The sequence below is a fragment of the Herpetosiphon geysericola genome (genome assembly GCF_001306135.1).
Classification (GTDB): domain Bacteria; phylum Chloroflexota; class Chloroflexia; order Chloroflexales; family Herpetosiphonaceae; genus Herpetosiphon; species Herpetosiphon geysericola.
The window spans coordinates 12491-29625 of record NZ_LGKP01000021.1; the positions used below are offsets into that span (position 1 = coordinate 12491).

14 protein-coding genes are annotated in these 17135 nt (G+C 51.6%); 1 reads left to right on the forward strand and 13 read right to left on the reverse strand.

Features of this window, described 5'->3' with window-relative positions; all coding sequences use genetic code 11:
* Position 1: 1 nt before the first annotated feature.
* From atpD to atpB, 7 genes are all read right to left on the reverse strand, one after another.
* The gene (gene atpD, locus SE18_RS11490; protein ID WP_054534606.1) at positions 2-1417 is read right to left on the reverse strand and encodes a F0F1 ATP synthase subunit beta; all 1416 of its coding nucleotides are present in this window, start codon (positions 1415-1417) and stop codon (positions 2-4) included.
* A 44-nt stretch (positions 1418-1461) separates the two neighbouring features.
* The gene (locus SE18_RS11495) at positions 1462-2349 is read right to left on the reverse strand and encodes a F0F1 ATP synthase subunit gamma (protein ID WP_054534607.1); all 888 of its coding nucleotides are present in this window, start codon (positions 2347-2349) and stop codon (positions 1462-1464) included.
* An 82-nt stretch (positions 2350-2431) separates the two neighbouring features.
* Positions 2432-3985 (reverse strand): F0F1 ATP synthase subunit alpha, encoded by a 1554-nt coding sequence (atpA, locus tag SE18_RS11500; RefSeq protein WP_054534608.1) that lies wholly within the window; start codon positions 3983-3985, stop codon positions 2432-2434.
* A 59-nt stretch (positions 3986-4044) separates the two neighbouring features.
* Positions 4045-4401, reverse strand: a complete 357-nt coding sequence (gene atpH / locus SE18_RS11505; RefSeq protein ID WP_054534609.1) for an ATP synthase F1 subunit delta — start codon at positions 4399-4401, stop codon at positions 4045-4047.
* A complete protein-coding gene (locus tag SE18_RS11510) occupies positions 4401-4895 on the reverse strand; it encodes a F0F1 ATP synthase subunit B (protein ID WP_054534610.1) in 495 nt (164 codons plus the stop codon). The genes atpH and SE18_RS11510 overlap by 1 nt, the downstream gene beginning before the upstream one ends.
* 93 nt (positions 4896-4988) lie before the next feature.
* Positions 4989-5222: an ATP synthase F0 subunit C gene (gene atpE / locus SE18_RS11515; protein WP_054534611.1), complete on the reverse strand. Its 234-nt coding sequence runs from the start codon at positions 5220-5222 to the stop codon at positions 4989-4991.
* Between the two features lie 85 nt (positions 5223-5307).
* Positions 5308-6288, reverse strand: coding sequence for a F0F1 ATP synthase subunit A (atpB, locus tag SE18_RS11520; protein WP_083469885.1), 981 nt, complete (start codon positions 6286-6288; stop codon positions 5308-5310).
* 1064 nt (positions 6289-7352) lie between these two features.
* Here atpB and SE18_RS11530 point away from each other — a divergent pair.
* Positions 7353-9161 carry a carbohydrate-binding module family 20 domain-containing protein gene (locus SE18_RS11530; RefSeq protein ID WP_054534614.1) on the forward strand — a complete coding sequence of 603 codons (1809 nt, stop codon included), beginning with the start codon at positions 7353-7355 and terminating at the stop codon, positions 9159-9161.
* 397 nt (positions 9162-9558) lie between these two features.
* On the opposite strand, the gene SE18_RS11535 is transcribed toward SE18_RS11530, so the two are convergent.
* The 6 genes from SE18_RS11535 to SE18_RS11560 form a co-directional block, all read right to left on the reverse strand.
* Entirely contained in the window at positions 9559-10404 is an 846-nt protein-coding gene (locus tag SE18_RS11535) for a DNA-methyltransferase (protein WP_054534615.1), read from the reverse strand.
* Entirely contained in the window at positions 10397-10603 is a 207-nt protein-coding gene (locus SE18_RS11540) for a hypothetical protein (RefSeq protein WP_054534616.1), read from the reverse strand. Before SE18_RS11540 ends, SE18_RS11535 begins: the two co-directional genes overlap by 8 nt.
* Positions 10603-11139 (reverse strand): Uma2 family endonuclease, encoded by a 537-nt coding sequence (locus SE18_RS11545; RefSeq protein ID WP_054534617.1) that lies wholly within the window; start codon positions 11137-11139, stop codon positions 10603-10605. Before SE18_RS11545 ends, SE18_RS11540 begins: the two co-directional genes overlap by 1 nt.
* A 13-nt stretch (positions 11140-11152) precedes the next feature.
* Positions 11153-13810 (reverse strand): ATP-binding protein, encoded by a 2658-nt coding sequence (locus SE18_RS11550; protein ID WP_054534618.1) that lies wholly within the window; start codon positions 13808-13810, stop codon positions 11153-11155.
* A gap of 128 nt (positions 13811-13938) precedes the next feature.
* Positions 13939-15153, reverse strand: a complete 1215-nt coding sequence (locus tag SE18_RS11555) for an AI-2E family transporter (protein WP_054534619.1) — start codon at positions 15151-15153, stop codon at positions 13939-13941.
* Positions 15154-15162: 9 nt separating this feature from the next.
* On the reverse strand, positions 15163-17091 hold the full coding sequence (locus SE18_RS11560; RefSeq protein WP_160319503.1) for a VanW family protein: 1929 nt from the start codon (positions 17089-17091) through the stop codon (positions 15163-15165).
* Between the last annotated feature and the right edge of the window lie 44 nt (positions 17092-17135).

Genomic DNA, 17135 nt, shown 5'->3' on the forward strand with positions numbered 1-17135 from the left:
CTTATTGCTTTGATGCGTCGTAGGCGGCTACCACATCGTCGATGCCACCCTTCATAAAGAAGAAGCTTTCGGGAATGTGGTCGAACTCGCCGGCGAGAACGCGGGCAAAGCTCTTAACAGTATCGCCAACGGCGACGTACTTGCCTGGAATGTTGGTAAACACTTCAGCCACGCCGAATGGTTGTGAGAAGAAGCGTTCGAGCTTGCGGGCGCGGGAAACTGTCAATTTGTCGTCGTCTGACAATTCTTCGACACCCAAGATTGCAATAATATCTTGCAAGTCTTTGTAGCGTTGCAACATCCGTTGGACTTCGGTCGCGACGCGGTAGTGTTCTTCGCCCACAATGTTGGGGTCGAGAATCCGGCTGGTCGAGGCTAGTGGGTCTACCGCAGGGTAGATACCTTTTTCCGAGATCGAGCGTTCCAGCGAAATCGTTGCATCCAAGTGGGCAAAGGTTGTTGCTGGAGCTGGGTCGGTGTAGTCATCAGCAGGCACGTATACTGCTTGCAACGAGGTAATCGAGCCAGTTTTGGTCGAGGTGATGCGTTCTTGCAATTCACCCATCTCGGTACCAAGGGTTGGTTGGTAACCCACCTGTGAAGGCATCCGGCCCAAGAGCGCCGACACTTCCGAGCCTGCTTGGGTAAAGCGGAAGATGTTATCGACGAACAATAGCACGTCGCGGCCTTCTTCGCGGAAGTATTCAGCCATAGTCAAGGCTGAAAGCGCCACCCGCAAGCGAGCGCCTGGTGGTTCGTTCATCTGGCCGAACACCATCACCGTTTTATCGAACACGGTTTGGTCGGTGCCAGGAATCTTCGAATCCTTCATTTCGTGGATCAAGTCGTTACCTTCACGTGAGCGCTCGCCTACGCCTGCGAACACCGAGTAACCGGATTGTTCTTTAGCGATATTCGAAATCAACTCTTGGATAATAACGGTCTTGCCCACGCCTGCGCCGCCGAACACACCGGTTTTGCCACCCTTGGTGAAGGGTGCGATCAAGTCGATGACTTTGATGCCGGTTTCGAACAACTCAGCGCGGTTTGATTGTTCTTCGAAGGTTGGGGCTGGGCGGTGAATTGGCATTGTTTTGGTTGTACCAACAGCGCCTTCACCGTCGATTGGCCGACCTTGAACGTCGAACACCCGACCCAAGGTTTCTGGCCCGACTGGCACACTGATTGGTGCGCCAGTGTCGATAACGTCCATCCCACGGACAAGGCCGTCGGTGGTGGACATTGCGACCGCGCGCACGACGCTATCGCCCAACTGTTGTTGGACTTCGCAGATCAGCGAGGATCGGCCTTGGCCCAAGGGAATTTCCAACGCGTTATAAATTTGTGGCAGGCCATCGGCAGGAAATTCTGCGTCGATAACCACGCCAGTAATTTGTAAAATCTTTCCAGTTGCCATGGAATTCTCCAAATGGTCAACAATCGCTAGCCAAAACTAGCTGATTATTGGTTGAGCGCTGTTGCACCAGCGGCGATTTCGCTAATCTCAGTGGTAATGGCTGCTTGCCGAGCCTTGTTGTAGGTCAGGGTCAAGTCGCGCACCAACTCTTTGGCATTGTCGTTGGCATTGCGCATGGCCATCATCCGGGCCGAATGTTCACTTGCAATTGATTCAAGGATGGCTTGGTAGAGCTGCACTTCAATAAAGCGTGGCAATAATTGGTCAAGCACATCTTCTTGGCTTGGTTCGTATGAGTAATCGACCTTGGTTGCACCAGCGTTGCCTGGGGCTTCGACTGGCAAGAAACGGCGCAATTTTGGCCGTTGCACCAAGGTGTTTACGAACTCAGCACAAAGCAAGTAGACTTCATCGTAGGCATAGTTGCCATTCGCATCGGGGCTATAGCCGTTGATCGCGGTTGTGGCAGCAGGCAATACATCCACCAGCGGTGGCGCATCGCCCAAACCAATAATTTCAGAATCGAGCTTTTGACCAGCCCGCAAGATGAAATCGCGACCTTTTTTGCCGACAGCGATGACTGAAACACTACGACCTTGGCTTTTTTGATCTGTGATAAAGCGAGCCGCTGCACGCGTCAAGTTTGAATTAAGCGCACCGCACAGCCCACGGTCGGGCGTGATCAAAATCAACGCAACACGAGTTACTGTGGGATGCGGCTGCAACAACGGGTGTTTCGAGCTGCCACCCATCGAACGCATTGTCAACTCGCCCATAACATCGTACAGGCGATCGGCATACGGACGGGTTGCAAGCACGTTTCGTTGAGCGCGACGCATCTTCGAGGCCGACACTAGCTCCATCGCTTTGGTGATTTTGCCAGTGTTCTTGACACTCTTGATCCGCCGCCGAATTTCTCGTGCTGAAGCCATAAAATCCTCGTAAAGAAAGAGATTGAGGCAAGGGCGGGATCAAGGTTTAACTGACCCCTGACCCCCAGCCCCTAACCCCTATCTATTTATAACTCGCCGTTTGCTTGAATTCGGTCACGGCTTTGCGTAAGTTGGCGATGGTTGCTTCGCTCAAGACTTTTTCGCTGGCGATGCTGCGGCCAACCTCAGCATAGCTGCTGTGGATAAACTGCCAGAAATCGCGCTTGAAGTCGTTGATCCGAGCAACTGGAACATCGTCCAAGAAGCCGTTCCCAGCAACCCACAGAATAATCACTTGGTCTTCCAAAGCGATTGGTTGGTATTGTGGTTGCTTGAGCAATTCCGAAAGGCGTTGCCCGCGTTCGATTTGGGCTTTGGTGCCTGCATCCAAGTCGGAGGCAAACATAGCAAAGGCTGCCAATTCGCGGAACTGGGCCAATTCGAGCTTCATCTTACCAGCAACGGTCTTCATGGCTTTGGTTTGGGCCGATGAACCGACGCGGCTCACCGAAATACCCACGTTCAAAGCTGGACGTTGGCCAGCATAGAACAAGTCCGATTCCAAGAAGATTTGACCGTCGGTGATCGAAATCACGTTGGTAGGAATGTAGGCCGAAACGTCGTTGGCTTGGGTTTCGATGATTGGCAAGGCCGTAATCGAACCGCCGCCATTGGCATCGCTCAAACGAGCAGCCCGTTCCAACAAGCGTGAGTGCAAGTAGAACACGTCGCCAGGGTAGGCTTCGCGGCCTGGAGGGCGGCGCAGCAACAACGACACTTGGCGATAAGCCACAGCGTGCTTCGACAAATCGTCATAGATGATCAAGGCATCTTTGACGATGTTGCCATCGACCGTCACGCCGCCTTCCATCACTTCTTCAGCGATGGCACAGCCTGAGTAAGGGGCGATGTATTGCAATGCTGCTGATTCTGAGGCTGAAGCATTGACCACGATGGTGTAATCCATCGCGCCATTTTGCTCAAGCGTGGTGATGGTTTGAGCCACTTTCGAGCGCTTTTGGCCGATAGCTACATACACACACACCATGCCCTGACCGCGTTGGTTGATGATCGTATCGATCGCGATCGCAGTCTTACCAGTTTGGCGGTCACCGATGATCAACTCGCGTTGACCACGCCCGATTGGAATCAAGGCGTCGATCGCCAAAATCCCAGTTTGCACTGGTTGGCTAACCGATTTACGCTCGATCACCCCGGGGGCGATCCGTTCGACTTCGCGGGTTTTGGTTGCGCTGATTGGGCCTTTGCCATCGAGTGGGCGGCCCAGTGGGTCAACGACGCGGCCAAGCAACTCTTGACCAACTGGCACAGAAATAATCTTGCCAGTTGAGCGTACCAAGTCGCCTTCTTCAATTTCGAGATAATCGCCCAAAATAACGGCAGCGACGTTATCTTTTTCCAAGTTCAGCGCGATGCCCATGACGGTTTCGCCTGACTTCGTTTGCTTGAATTCAAGCAACTCCGAAGCCATAACATCACGCAGACCTGAGATCCGCGCTACGCCGTCACCAACGCTAGCAACCGTACCAACGTTGACCGCAGTTGGGTCAGCGCTGATTGGTTGCTGAACGCTGGCTTTAAGACGACTAAGAATATCTTCTGTTGTTACAGCCATTGTTTGCCTCTATGATCGAAGTATGAAGGATGAAGCTGGTGCTTCAGCACTTCTCACAGTTAACCGGCCATCATATTGCGTTGGACTGCGTTGAGGCGTTGGCGGAGAGTTGAATCAAGCACCTTATCGCCAACACGCACCAACAAGCCGCCCAGAATTTCTGGATCGACTTTGTAGGTGATGTCGAGCAATGCGCCATAACGCGCCTTGAGATCGTTGGCGATCTTGGTGCGTTGTTCAGCGCTCAGTTCTACGGCACTTGTAACTTCAGCCGCGGTTGGGCCGCCCGAACGCGCCAACTGCACCAACTCATCCAGCACGCTTGGCAAGAGATCTTCTTGGCCTTCGGCTTTGAGCGCTGCAACGAGTGAATCATAGACAGCGCGGGCGTAGCTTGCGGGTTCGCGGCTGCTCATTAATTCAGCCTCCCAAGTTGGTCAATTGATTTATTGATCAACTCGTCGTGACCTTTAGTTTGCAGTTCGCGACCAAGCACATTGCTGGCGGTTTCGGTAACCAAAGAAGCCAATTGGCCTTGCAAGCCACGCAACATTTGTTGGCGATCTTGTTCGGCTTTATTACGAGCTTCTTCTTCAATTTTGGCAGCATTATTGCGAGCAACAACCAACAATTCGGCTTCTTGCGCCCGAGCGCGTTCTTGCGCTTGGCTGATGATGGTTTGACCTTCACGGCGAGCTTCTTGCAGCTTCGCATCGTAGTCTGCATCAACCCGAGCCAATTGTTGCTTCACTTTTTCAGCGTTATCCAAGCTCTCGCGAATGCGTTCTGAGCGAGCTTGCAGGGCATTCAAAATTGGTTTGTAGAGAAACATATTCAACAAAATCGCCAACAATGAGAAGTTGACAATTTGTGAGAGTAGCAGTGGGAGATCGACCCCAAGCTTATCCATTACATCCCCCTTAGCAAGAGCGCCACGCCAACTAGGTGCATGGCGCTTGCAGGAATAGTGTCATTGAATCGTCGTTCGTCAGCGGCTTGGCTCTTAGATAACTTCGAAACCAATCAACAACGAAATAACCAGACCGAAGATCGCGAGACCTTCTGTCAAAGCGATACCGACGAACATATTGGTGCGGATTGTGCCTTCGGTTTCAGGATTGCGAGCAATTGACTGCAATGCGCCCGATACCAACATCCCAATACCAATACCAGGGCCGAGGGTCGATAAAGCAATAGCCAAGGCCGCTGCAATAAGGCGTACACCTTGATCGGTCATGAGCTGAATCCTCCAAAACTGAGTGTCAATAAGTAGTCAAAAGAAAAGTGTATGATCAAACCGTTAGTTTGCGTCGATCAAGCGCTTAGTGCGCGTGTTCTTCGTGGCCATGATCGCCATGCGATTCAGCAGCCATATCGATAAATGCCATCGTCAACATCGCGAACACGAAGGCTTGAATCAAGCCAACGAAGAGTTCGAGGCCGTAGAATGGCAGAGATAGCAAGGTTGGGAACAGGAATGCCATTACCAAGAGCACAACTTCACCGGCAAAGATGTTGCCGAAAAGCCGGAAGGCAAACGAGACAATCCGCGCAAATTCCGAAATCAATTCGATGATCCCAACCGCAGTTTGAATTGGGCCACCTTTGATGTTGAAGAACTTGCCTAAGTAGCCAAAGCCCAATGAGCGGAAGCCCCAGAATTCAGTCACCGCGAACGAGATCAAGGCCAAAGCCAAGGTCATGTTCAAGTCGGCGCTACCTGGGCGCAAGAATGGGTGGAAGGCCGTGCCGCTTGGGCAGTTGTTGGTATAGTTGCCACCTTCAGCTGCAGCAGCCAAAACTGGTGCAGCAACATCAGTGCTGATGCCAGCGGTTGCAACGTAGTTTGGGGCGGCGGCATGCTCGGCGCTGTGGCTATAGCACAACCCAATTGAGCCAACGCCTGGCACCAAACCAAACCAGTTTGATGGCAGAACCAAAAAGAAGATCGTAGCAACGACCACAAAGAAACGCCCTGCAAACTTGGGGCTAACCCCTTGCATGGTGTTGTAGAACATTTCAACCGCATATTCCAAAGCGTTCTGGAGACCACGTGGGTGCTTCAAGGCTTCGGTGTTGCCACTGCGCAATTTGCTGGTGCCAATCACCGAAAGAACGATCAAGAGTGCCATCACAATCCATGTCAGCACCAGCGAGTTCGTGATCGTATAACCACCAATGTGGAACAATTCTTCGGCTCGTACCGAAACCAGCGGCGTACCAACAGGCAGGAATATGCGCAAAGCAATCCCGATCACTGCGGTAAGTGCGACCGCTATAATTACCTTTTGTTTTGTGGACAAGGCGATCCCTCCGCGTTTATAGGCCCATCGTAAAGCGGTACACTGCTGGCTCTGCACAACGCTGGGCAATACAACTTTCACGACTGTTGGGATTTTGTGCTTTTTTGCACATTCTCAAGTATAAAGGATGGCTATGCTCTTGTCAAACTTGTTAACATTAGTCAAGAATAGGCTCAATCCCTTTGTAACGGGCAGAAATCGCCATAGCACGCATGAGCCTAGCCACATTTTTATCCCCAACGTCAACCATTTTGCTACTTTTGTGGCAATTGTCACAAAAGTGCCGCAACAATCTGCTAGGGGTTGGGGATTAGGGATTAGGGATCGGGTGCTGGGGGTCGGAACCGCGAAGAGCGCAATGTTTTGATCCACGAAGCGCACGAAGGGGAGAAGGATCTTGGCTTTTGGCTAGCGGAAAATCATCGGGGTTGGCAACAGAGGGTGGTGAGCGAGGGGTCAGTAGTCAGGGATCGGGTTGGGGTCGGGTAAACGGAAACCACGAAGAGCGCGAAGGTTTGATCCACGAAGAGTGCGAAGTTTGGGGGTAAAAGATGCACAGCAACACTCCAATGCATGAATATTTGGGGTGCAGGGGCTGAAAACCCCTGCGTCTCCCGCCTTGAGGCGGGACGGAACGGTGGTGACAAACACTGGATGCTGAACTGCAATCCTTGATTAACAACCATAACCTTGAATGAAAAGACTCATCATGAGCTGCATAAGCTAAATTATTAAAAAGCTAAATGTTTAGTCCAATTTTTGCTTGACAAGCCCAAATCGCTTGTGTATACTTCGTCCAACAAACGAACGAACCAAAAGTACCAGCCCAAATCGGGACATTTGCCTAATCGTGCTGACAACGCCAACCAACATTCCAGTTTTGTACGACGGTATTTTTCTAGGGCTAAAACTTTGTTCGATCTGTAAACAAATTGATAGTGGCTCGATGAATCGCTGTTGATTCATTCCCCGTAGATGCTGTGTGATCTCGATCATCCTAGGCCTGAGTATCATCCAGCAGACCTGACTCGATCAACCGTTCACGTCCCAAAGGAGGGTCGTTTATGTCACGGACCACTCGCGCAATCGCGCGGTTGACACTGTTCGTCTTGGTTGTGATCATCTTCTCGGTTGGCTTCCTTGGAACCACTCCACGAGCAACCCAAGCTCAAACGACGCCGCGCACGGCTTTCGTCCACTTGTTCGAATGGAAATGGACTGACATTGCCAAAGAATGCGAAAATTGGCTCGGACCCAAAGGCTTCGCAGCGGTTCAAGTCTCACCACCTCAAGAACATATCCAAGGCGCACAATGGTGGACGCGCTATCAACCAGTCAGTTATCAAATTCAAAGCCGCTCCGGCACCCGCGCCGAATTTGCCAACATGGTTTCCCGCTGTAAAGCAGTTGGCGTTGATATTTATGTCGATGCTGTGATCAACCACATGACTGGCGTTGGCAGCGGCACTGGCGTTGCTGGCACCAGCTATAGCAGCTACAACTACCCAGGCAACTACCAAAACCAAGACTTCCACCACTGTGGCCGCAATGGCAACGATGATATTAGCAACTATCAAGATCGCTGGGAAGTGCAAAATTGTGAGTTGGTGAACCTCGCCGACCTCAAAACCGAATCAGATTATGTCCGCGGCAAATTGGCTGCCTATCTGAATGATCTGCGTGGCTTGGGCGTGGCTGGCTTCCGCATCGATGCAGCCAAACACATGCCTGCCGCCGATATCGCCAACATTATGAGCCGCGCCAATAATCCATACATCTATCAAGAAGTGATTGACCAAGGCGGTGAGCCAATTACCTCTGGCGAATATACCGGCAACGGCGATGTAACGGAGTTCAAATATAGCACCAACATTGGCCGTATGTTCAAAACCGATAAGCTCGCCAATATGAGCAACTTCGGCACGCCATGGGGCTTTATCGCCAGCGATAGCGCTGTGGTCTTTACCGATAACCACGATAACCAACGCGGCCATGGTGGCGCTGGCAACGTGGTCACCTTCAAAGATGGCAAACTCTACGAACTTGCCAACGTCTTCGCTCTAGCTTGGCCATATGGCTATCCTCAAGTTATGTCGAGCTACAATTTCAGCAATGGCGACCAAGGGCCACCAAGCAGCAATGTTTACAATGGCAACACCGCCGATTGTGGCGGCAGCAACTGGGTTTGTGAGCATCGCTGGCGCGGCATCGCCAACATGGTTGGCTTCCGCAACTACACTAGCAGCGCATTTAGCACCAGCAACTGGTGGTCGAATGGCAATAATCAAATCTCGTTCAGCCGTGGCAACTTGGGCTTTGTGGCAATCAACCGCGAAGGCAATAGCTTAAGCCGCACCTTTGCAACTGGCTTGCCAGCAGGCACTTATTGCGATGTGATTCACGGCGATTTCACCAATGGGGTTTGTTCCGGCCCAACCGTCAGCGTCAATGGCAGTGGTCAAGCAACGATCACGGTGGCAGCAATGGATTCAGTGGCGATTCACGGTGGGGCAAAAATCAATGGCACCAACCCAACGCCAGTACCAACCACCCCACCAGTGCCAACCACCCCACCAAGCAGCACCATTGCTGTGACCTTCAACGAAAACGCCACCACGGTTTGGGGCCAAAATGTGTATGTCATTGGCAATGTTGCGGCGCTCGGCAGTTGGAATACCGCCAATGCTGTGCTGCTCTCATCAGCAAGCTACCCAGTGTGGAGCAAAACGATCAACTTGCCAGCTAACACCGCCATCGAATACAAATACATCAAAAAAGATGGCTCAGGCAATGTAACCTGGGAAAGCGGGACGAACCGCACGTTTAGCACGCCCGGTAGCGGCAGCGTCACCCGCAACGATAGCTGGAAATAACTATTGAGTTAAACCACGAAGGACACGAAGAGCACGAATGTTAGGTTAATTGGAAACCTGAGTTTTGTACAAGCCTCAGAGAACCAAAAAATCCAACCTTAGTGGAACTTCGCGTTCTTCGCGGTTAATTTGGTTATGGGCTAGTGGGTTGTGATGTTGCAATCAATTCCCAATAGCTCATACCTTTCTCAATTTCTCTGCGCCTCTGCGTTAATCACAACCTTCGTGAAACTTCGCGTTCTTCGCGGTTAATTGAACATAGAGTTTGATATAACCACGAAGAGAACGAAGGATGATGCTCTAGGCTATCGGCTAGCGGAACAAGTGTTGGTAGCTCCAAGCAATCTCCAAAAGCCCAAAGCCAATAGCCTTTCGTGTACCTTCGTGTCCTTCGCGGTTAAATCGTATCCTTGGCTATTTCGTAAAATGCTGGCTCAGCAAAGGCCAAACGCTGACGCATCACTTCGATCGCTTGGGGATTTTGATCGATCAGCGTGAAGTTGCGACCATTGCGCGCAGCGGCCTCGCCAAACGAGCCACTACCTGCAAAAAAATCGAGCACCTGATCGTTGGGGTTGGAGTGAACGCGCACAATCCGGTTGAGGATTGCGAGCGGTTTTTGGGTTGGATAGCCAGTTTTTTCCTTGCCATTCGGGCTAACAATCGTGTTCCACCACACATCAGTCGGCGTTTTACCGCGCGCCGCTTTCTCAGGGCCAACTAAACCTGGAGCCATGTAGGGAATGCGATCGATTGCCTCATAATTAAAGGTGTAATTTTCTGGATCTTTGGCATACCACAGAATCGTATCGTGCTTGGTTGACCATTTTTTGCGCGAGCGGGCACCATAATCGTAGGCCCAAATAATTTCGTTGATAAACGAATCGCGGCCAAAAATCTGGTCGAGCAGCACCTTGCAATAATGAACTTCGCGATAATCAATGTGAAAAAAGAAACTGCCTTGCGGTTTCAGCAAACGGTAGGCTTCGAGCAAACGTGGCTCAATAAAGGCCAGAAAATCATCAAAACTATCGCCATAGGCCCGCTCACCAACCTTGATGCTGCTATAACGATGCCCACCAAAGCCAACCCGATCGCCATGCTCGGAGCGAACGGTGCGCAATTGGGTGCGACTTTGCACTTTGCCCGTGTTGAAAGGCGGATCAATGTAGATTAAATCATAGCTGGCTGCTGGCAGGCTCGCCAAAACAGCCAGATTATCGCCAAAATAAAGTTTATTCATGATGCTGTTGTAGTGCTTCCTCAATCGCTAAGCGTTCGGCTTCACTCAATGAACGCTTGCCTTCCAACCAAGCCCGTAAAATCGCCGCATCGCAACCACTCGCCGCTGCCAGTTGGGCCACCGTCCAGCTGCGTTGCGCCAACCATAAGAGCACTTCGCGCCGCTGATCATTCAACGGTTGAACTTTACGCCGCCGCATTAGCTTAATAACTCACGAATTGGCACAATAAATTGGGGTAACAATCGGGCATGCTCTAGGCAATCGTTGCTACCCAATACCAAGCGTTGCTGATTTGCTTCAATCTGATGCACGCTACCCAAACGTGGATAAATAATCCACATTAAGCGCACATTTGCTGCTAGATAATCGTTGATCTTCTCTTCAACATCGATTGCGCGCGCATTGGGCGAGATAACCTCAACTGCCAACGTAGGAGCACCTTGCCAATAGCCATCATTGCCTTGTTGCGCTCCAAGTTGATCGGGACTAATAAAAAACACATCGGCTGCACGCAATGTATTTGGGCCAAGCACAAAGCCTAATTCAGTGCCAACGAGACCTTGATCTGGCTGAGATTGGTTCCATACACTAAGCCTAACGAGTAATTTGGTAACAACCAAACTATGTTGGAGTTGGACTGGACTCACAGGTTGAACCACTCCCTGAACCAACTCAGCATGCTGAAAATCTGCTTGCATAAAGCTTTGAAGATCAATTAGGGTTTGGGTTGGCATTGCAAACTCCTTATTAAACGCCCTCAAGCCATGAAGCTGGAGTCCAGTCGGAATCGCCGCCAACAGGTAGTTGCACGGTAAAGGTCGTGCCCCGGCCTTCTTCGCTATCAAACCAGATTTTGCCGCCGTGCAACTCTACCAACGATTTGGTAATATTCAGGCCCAAGCCAGTGCCACCAGCCTGCTCCTTGAGCGGGTTTTCCGAGCGGAAGAAACGGGTGAAAATATGCTGCTGATCATCAGCTGCAATCCCCACGCCGCTATCTTTGACCGCCAAGGTAACTGAATCGCTGCCATTGCTCACCACTACATCGATGCGGCCACCATCGCGGGTATATTTGTAGGCATTCGAAATTAAGTTGGTGATGATTTGGCGCATGCGTTCGGGGTCGGCAATCATCGGCGGCAAATCATCGGGCACATCAAGCGCCAACGAAATTTGCTTGCCGCTCCATTGTTGATGAATTGCCATGACCGTGGATTGAATCAGCTCATCAAGATTAATGGGCTTGCGCTGCAAGCGCACTTTGCCCGATTCGATCCGCGAAACGTCGAGCAAATCGTTGAGAATTGCATTCAAGCGTTCGATGTTGTTTTTGACCACGCTCAGGAATTGGCGTTGCTGCTCGGTCAAGGGTCCAAGTGTGTTCAACATCAGCAAATCAATATAGCCGCTGATCGAGGTCAATGGGGTGCGCAATTCGTGCGAGGCGGTGGCTACAAACTCAGTTTTCATCCGATCGGCTAATTCAGACGCCGTAATATCGTGATAAACCACCACACTACCAAGCCATTCGCTTTGCGAGGTAAAGACTGGCGTACTTGAGGCCCGAATCATGCGCCCGCTTAGCTCAAATTGTTGGTAGGTTTGCTTTTCGGTCAGGCGTGGCTCGCTCTCTGGCGCACCAGGTAGGCTCATCAAGGGCTTGCCTAACCATTCGACAGCTTCGATGTTGAGCAATTGCTCGGCAGCTGGGTTGATCAAACGAATTCGCCCAACCCGATCGCCAACCACCACCCCATCGCCGATTGAACGCACAATTGCCAAACTACGACTAACTTCTTCTTCACGTTGTTCGAGAGCTTGGCTCAAACGGCGGGCTTGCTCGGTTGTGGCCCGATAGAGTTGCACATTGCTGAGCATCGTCATCACCTGATCGCCAATGACCTGCACAAATTGAATATGCTCTTGGGTAAAGTGATTGATGCGGCTGTTGATCAGCACAATCACCCCAGCAACCCGCTCATCTTGCTCCATCGGCACGGCCAGCGCCGAACGACCTTTTTTGTCATAATCGCTGCGCACCATCCAACGGCTATCTTCGGCGGTGTTGGGGATGATAACCGGAGCACGATGCTCAACGACCCAACCAGCCAAGCCTTGGCCACGTTCCAACGAAATGGCCTCGGTGCGCGTAATGTTGCGATCAAGATTGGTGCTAAATGCCAAGCGCCCACTCTTAGGATCGATCAGCATAATCCCGCCGCGTTCTGCTTGGGTCGCTTGAGCAATCAACAAAAGCGCTTGATCAAGCAATGGTTGCGGTTCAAGCGTGCCGCTCAGCGCGCGCACAATCTGATACATGCTTTCGGCCCGAGTTCTGGCGCGCATCGCATCTTCGGCGGTGCGACCCATTTCGGCGGTGGTGGCTTCGATCCGTTGAGCCAAGGTATTTTGTAGCGCAGCGTTTTCGAGCACAGCGGCGGCTTGCGAGGCCAATAATTCAAGCAAGGGTGCGGTTTCGGTCAGGCGTTTGCGGGCCTTGGGATCATCATCGCCAACCGTGAGCAACCCACAAATCTCGCCAGTTGCGGTGCGCACTGGCACCAACATATAGTGCTCGCCAGCAATATCGCGGAAGGGCAGCGAATCGGCCAAATAGGCATTATCGCCAATGCGACGGTCGTCGCGCAAGAGCACCGAAATTTCATCCCATGGAATTGAGAGCATTTCGGTTGCGCCAAGCGTGCGGCCACTTGCCCCAATGGCCACCGCCATGCGCAGGGTACGCGCCCGCCAATCGACGGTTGAAGCGCTAGCAAAAATAAACGGGCCACAGGCTTTGGCAGCGCTAGCCAATTCTTCGAGGGTTTCTTCTGGGCTAAGCGAGCCGCGCAAACGCTCGGCAGCTCTGGTTGCACGCCGAATTGGCGCTTCTGGCAACATCGCTGGGTAATCAAAACGCGGACGTGCAGCCAACCAAACAGCGACCGCAACCAAGATAAAGCCTACGCTGCGCAAACCAACTTCCAGCGCAACCGTTTCAACCTCGACCGCTGGAACCAACACATTGCTGACCGCCCAAGCAATCAGCATCAAGCCAATTGCGCTGAAGGCCCAGCGGGGTGGCAACATTTGGGGAATCGCAATCGCTGGAATCAGCAGCACCGACCAAAGCGCCGTATGATAACCTTCGCTGAGAATCGCCACGCTCAAGGGCAAGGCCAAAATACCAAGCGTGCGCAACTCGCGCCAATCGCCTTCGGGATTAAAAAGCCATGGCAAGGCCACTGCAGTTACACCTAAAACAATCGCAATAATCGTCAAGCGATTAGTTGGAATGCTGGTGCTAAACGTGTAGCCAAAAAGCACGAGCGCAAAGCAAGCTAAGGCCCAAGCAAGAGGACGAATACGAGTTAGCCAAATGCGAAAAGACGAGTTGCGGCCCATGGATCGGTCTCCCCAAGTCCAAGATGGCGCTATTATACTACGATGAGTGGTGTTATGCAGTATGGTTCTTGAATTCGCTTAAGCAAAAGCCCCTTGGCATGAGTACAGACCAAGGGGCACAGGGTCAATTAAGCTTTGTTTTGAAAGGCAAGCATCGGCGGCATCGGCGTTTCCGGCTCTTCTTTATGCTCCCACGGCAACTCACCAGCCCGTAAATAGCGTGGGTCGTCTGGTTGGCGCAGCCGACCATTGATGTATTGATAGCTATCGCGGGCAACTGCCGCCATTGGGGCGAAAATAATCACGCCCAAAAGCCCCGAAACAGTGCCAGCAACCACCAAGAGCAACATCAAAATTGCTTCGTGAATTTCGACAATTGCCCCAATAATCCGTGGCACTAAGAAATTATTTTCGATTTGCTGGATCACAATATATAAGCCAGCAATCACCAATCCCATCGGTAGCGAGGTCGTCAAGCCGACAATAATCGCAGGAATTGCACCAATAATTGGCCCAATCACAGGGATTAATTCGGTAAAGCCAGCAACCAAAGCTAAGAGCAATTTGTATGGAATCTCGCCAGGCACGACCAAATCAACAATCCATAACCCAATGTACGACATGATTGCGATGATCAAACCAAGGGTTAATTGGCCACGAATATAGGAAGAAAAAACCCGATCGAAGATCGAAAGCACGGTTAATACGTCGGTTCGAATCGATTTGGGGATCATGCGAATGATCGCCGCTTTGCCCTTACGCTCATCAAGCAGCACATAAAACAGCCAAAACGGAATAATCAAAAAGCCCGCCAAAAAGATCAGGGTTTGAAAAATCACCCCCAAGCCATTCAACACGCCGTTGACCCCACTTTGGACATAGTTAGAAGCATTTTCTTTGAGCGTCGTAATACCCTTGCCCACCTGACCGTCAATATTGGTTTGAATATCCGTTGGCACTTCACGTCGATACCATGTGAGGCCTTCGTTAATTTTTGGTTCGAGCGTATTTTTATAAAAGTCGGGCAACGATTCAAAAAAGCCTTTTACTTGGGTAATTGCCGGCGGCACGATATACAAAACCGAGCCAATTAACAACCCCAAGCCAACCACATAGACCACCAGAATTGCAGCCCAACGTGGCAACCAGCGCTCTAGTTTGTTAACCAATGGCAACAGCAAATAGGCAAACATTAGCCCAAACGCAAAAGGCAACAGTTGCGTCCCTGTGCGCCAGAGTAACCACAGCACCAGCCAAATAGCAAAGGCTGTGAGCGTCCAACGGGCTAAATCGCGCCAAGTCGGGATTGTTTTGATAACTGGGACTGGTGCTTTTGGCTCCACAAAGCCTCCCTATTGCGTATAATAGCTATCCCAGCGGTCGCTGCGGCTTGTGCCATCGCGTTCGCTAATAGTCCGAAAAATTTGGAAGGCATTCCAGCCGTTGCCAGTCGCTTCCATCGTCACGGTGCGCCCAGTGTCGCTGCCATACAAGGTGAAGGTTTGGTTTTTGTTGACTAAATCAGTAGCAACATCGATTAAAATATAGCCGTTGGTGTCGTTGCGAAATTTCAAATCTGGCCCGCCCAAGGCAATCGTGGCATCCATGCCTGGTGGGGCATCGACTTCGTACCAAGCCAAACGCCAACTATGGTTATGGCGCTCCTCAATAGGCAGGCCAGCCCAAAATGCCGCCCGAAACAGGGTCGTCGAAACTTGGCAAATTCCGCCGCCAATGCTTGGCACTGACATACCATTTTCAATCATCTCGCCAATTTGATAGCCTTTTTCGAGCGAAATTTCGCCAACCGTGCCGCCAAACGATACAACTTCACCAGGAGCAATCAGTAGACCATCAAATTCCTTGCCACCAACTTCAACATTGCGATCGCGATTGTAATCCGGGTACGAACTGAAATCCGAGGCCCCCACGCCAATCACCTGATAAATCCCCAGCGCTTCAAGCTCACCAGCTGGCGGAGCGGTTTCATGCAAGTTAAAACTCAAGGCTTCGTTATTGGCAGTGCTTAGAGCTTGAGCAATCTGGGCCTGAAGTTTGGCCTGATCAAGCGTGTAGCCAATTTGGCCAAACTGCCATTCAGTAGCCCGATTGCCGTTACGTACCAAGCGCGAAGCTTGGGCTGGTTGATCGTAGGTTTTGGCCAATTCTTGCACCAATGCGGCAATTGCTGGTTGGTTGGGGCCAAAGCTCTGTCCAGCTTGCGGCAATGTGCTCAGATCGAGCAAGCTAGCCCGATCAAATTGATGCTGCGTGCCATTGATCGTCAACATTAATGGCGCGGCAGTTTGTTGATTGAGCTTTGGCAGCATGGCGTTAAGCGTCGAGGCTTTTTGGTTTGGGTGCAAGCCTTCTTGCACCACCAGCACCTCATAATCACGCGGCGCGGCAGTCCAATCGATCGCATCCCAAGCTGCTTGAAATGCGGCCTTGGTTTGAGCATGATCAAGCTTCAAGCCAATGACATCGTTGCTCACCGCCCAAGTTCCATCAGCATTACGCTGAAATTGGGCATCAACCGCAGGCCGATCGCTGGCCTCGGCCAAGGTTTGGATGGCCTGATCAAGCGCTTGTTGATTGAGCAAGAGACCATCAGCTTTGATTGTACTGACAATCCCCAAACTTTGGTTGCTTAGTCGCTCCGACCACGAATCTTCACGGCCAATCTGCAAAGCGCGCTCAGCAATCACTTGGGGGTCAAAGCTGGTCAAGGCATTCAAGGGCACAATTGCCGTTTGATCGCCTAATTGCACGTTAAAATGGTGGTTGTTCCAAGCTTGTAAGGTTGGCAGAATCGCATGGGCCGCCTCGTTGCTGGTCAAGCCGCTCAGCGATTGGCCAAAAGCTTGCACCCCAGGATAGACCCGATTCGCATAGGCAGCTTGAAAACCGCCAAAACCAAGCAAGGCCGCCAGCGCTGCTGCACTCGACCAACGGGCAATTCTGCGCCAGTTGCGCCGCCGTTGAGGCTTGGCTTTGCTGCGCACACTTGGCGCAGGAGCAGCAACCACGCTGGGTAAACGCGGAATTGTGGCCTGCGGCAACGAGCGTTGCGCCCAACGCAAACAATAGGCTTGGCGTTGACCGCTGTGCAACGCGCCCAACCAGCGCCATGCTTCGCCCAACATTGGGTCGATTTTAACGGCGCGGGTCAACAAAGCGGCACTATCACGATAACGCCCATATTTGATTGCCAACAAACCAGCTTTAGCCCAAGCAACTGCTTGTGGGCTCGGCGCAACTGCGGCCATACTACTCATCATAACTGCCCCCATCAATCGTTATGTCAGATGCGCTCTATCATAGG

What these genes read in the sequence shown, in the direction of transcription:
- atpH (WP_054534609.1), bottom strand. Translation starts at nt 4,401, where the DNA reads ATGAGCAGCCGCGAACCCGCAAGCTACGCCCGCGCTGTCTATGATTCA.
- SE18_RS11560 (WP_160319503.1), bottom strand. Translation starts at nt 17,091, where the DNA reads ATGATGAGTAGTATGGCCGCAGTTGCGCCGAGCCCACAAGCAGTTGCT.
- SE18_RS11535 (WP_054534615.1), bottom strand. Translation starts at nt 10,404, where the DNA reads ATGAATAAACTTTATTTTGGCGATAATCTGGCTGTTTTGGCGAGCCTG.
- SE18_RS11545 (WP_054534617.1), bottom strand. Translation starts at nt 11,139, where the DNA reads ATGCCAACCCAAACCCTAATTGATCTTCAAAGCTTTATGCAAGCAGAT.
- SE18_RS11510 (WP_054534610.1), bottom strand. Translation starts at nt 4,895, where the DNA reads ATGGATAAGCTTGGGGTCGATCTCCCACTGCTACTCTCACAAATTGTC.
- atpA (WP_054534608.1), bottom strand. Translation starts at nt 3,985, where the DNA reads ATGGCTGTAACAACAGAAGATATTCTTAGTCGTCTTAAAGCCAGCGTT.
- SE18_RS11550 (WP_054534618.1), bottom strand. Translation starts at nt 13,810, where the DNA reads ATGGGCCGCAACTCGTCTTTTCGCATTTGGCTAACTCGTATTCGTCCT.
- SE18_RS11495 (WP_054534607.1), bottom strand. Translation starts at nt 2,349, where the DNA reads ATGGCTTCAGCACGAGAAATTCGGCGGCGGATCAAGAGTGTCAAGAAC.
- atpD (WP_054534606.1), bottom strand. Translation starts at nt 1,417, where the DNA reads ATGGCAACTGGAAAGATTTTACAAATTACTGGCGTGGTTATCGACGCA.
- atpE (WP_054534611.1), bottom strand. Translation starts at nt 5,222, where the DNA reads ATGACCGATCAAGGTGTACGCCTTATTGCAGCGGCCTTGGCTATTGCT.
- SE18_RS11540 (WP_054534616.1), bottom strand. Translation starts at nt 10,603, where the DNA reads ATGCGGCGGCGTAAAGTTCAACCGTTGAATGATCAGCGGCGCGAAGTG.
- SE18_RS11530 (WP_054534614.1), top strand. Translation starts at nt 7,353, where the DNA reads ATGTCACGGACCACTCGCGCAATCGCGCGGTTGACACTGTTCGTCTTG.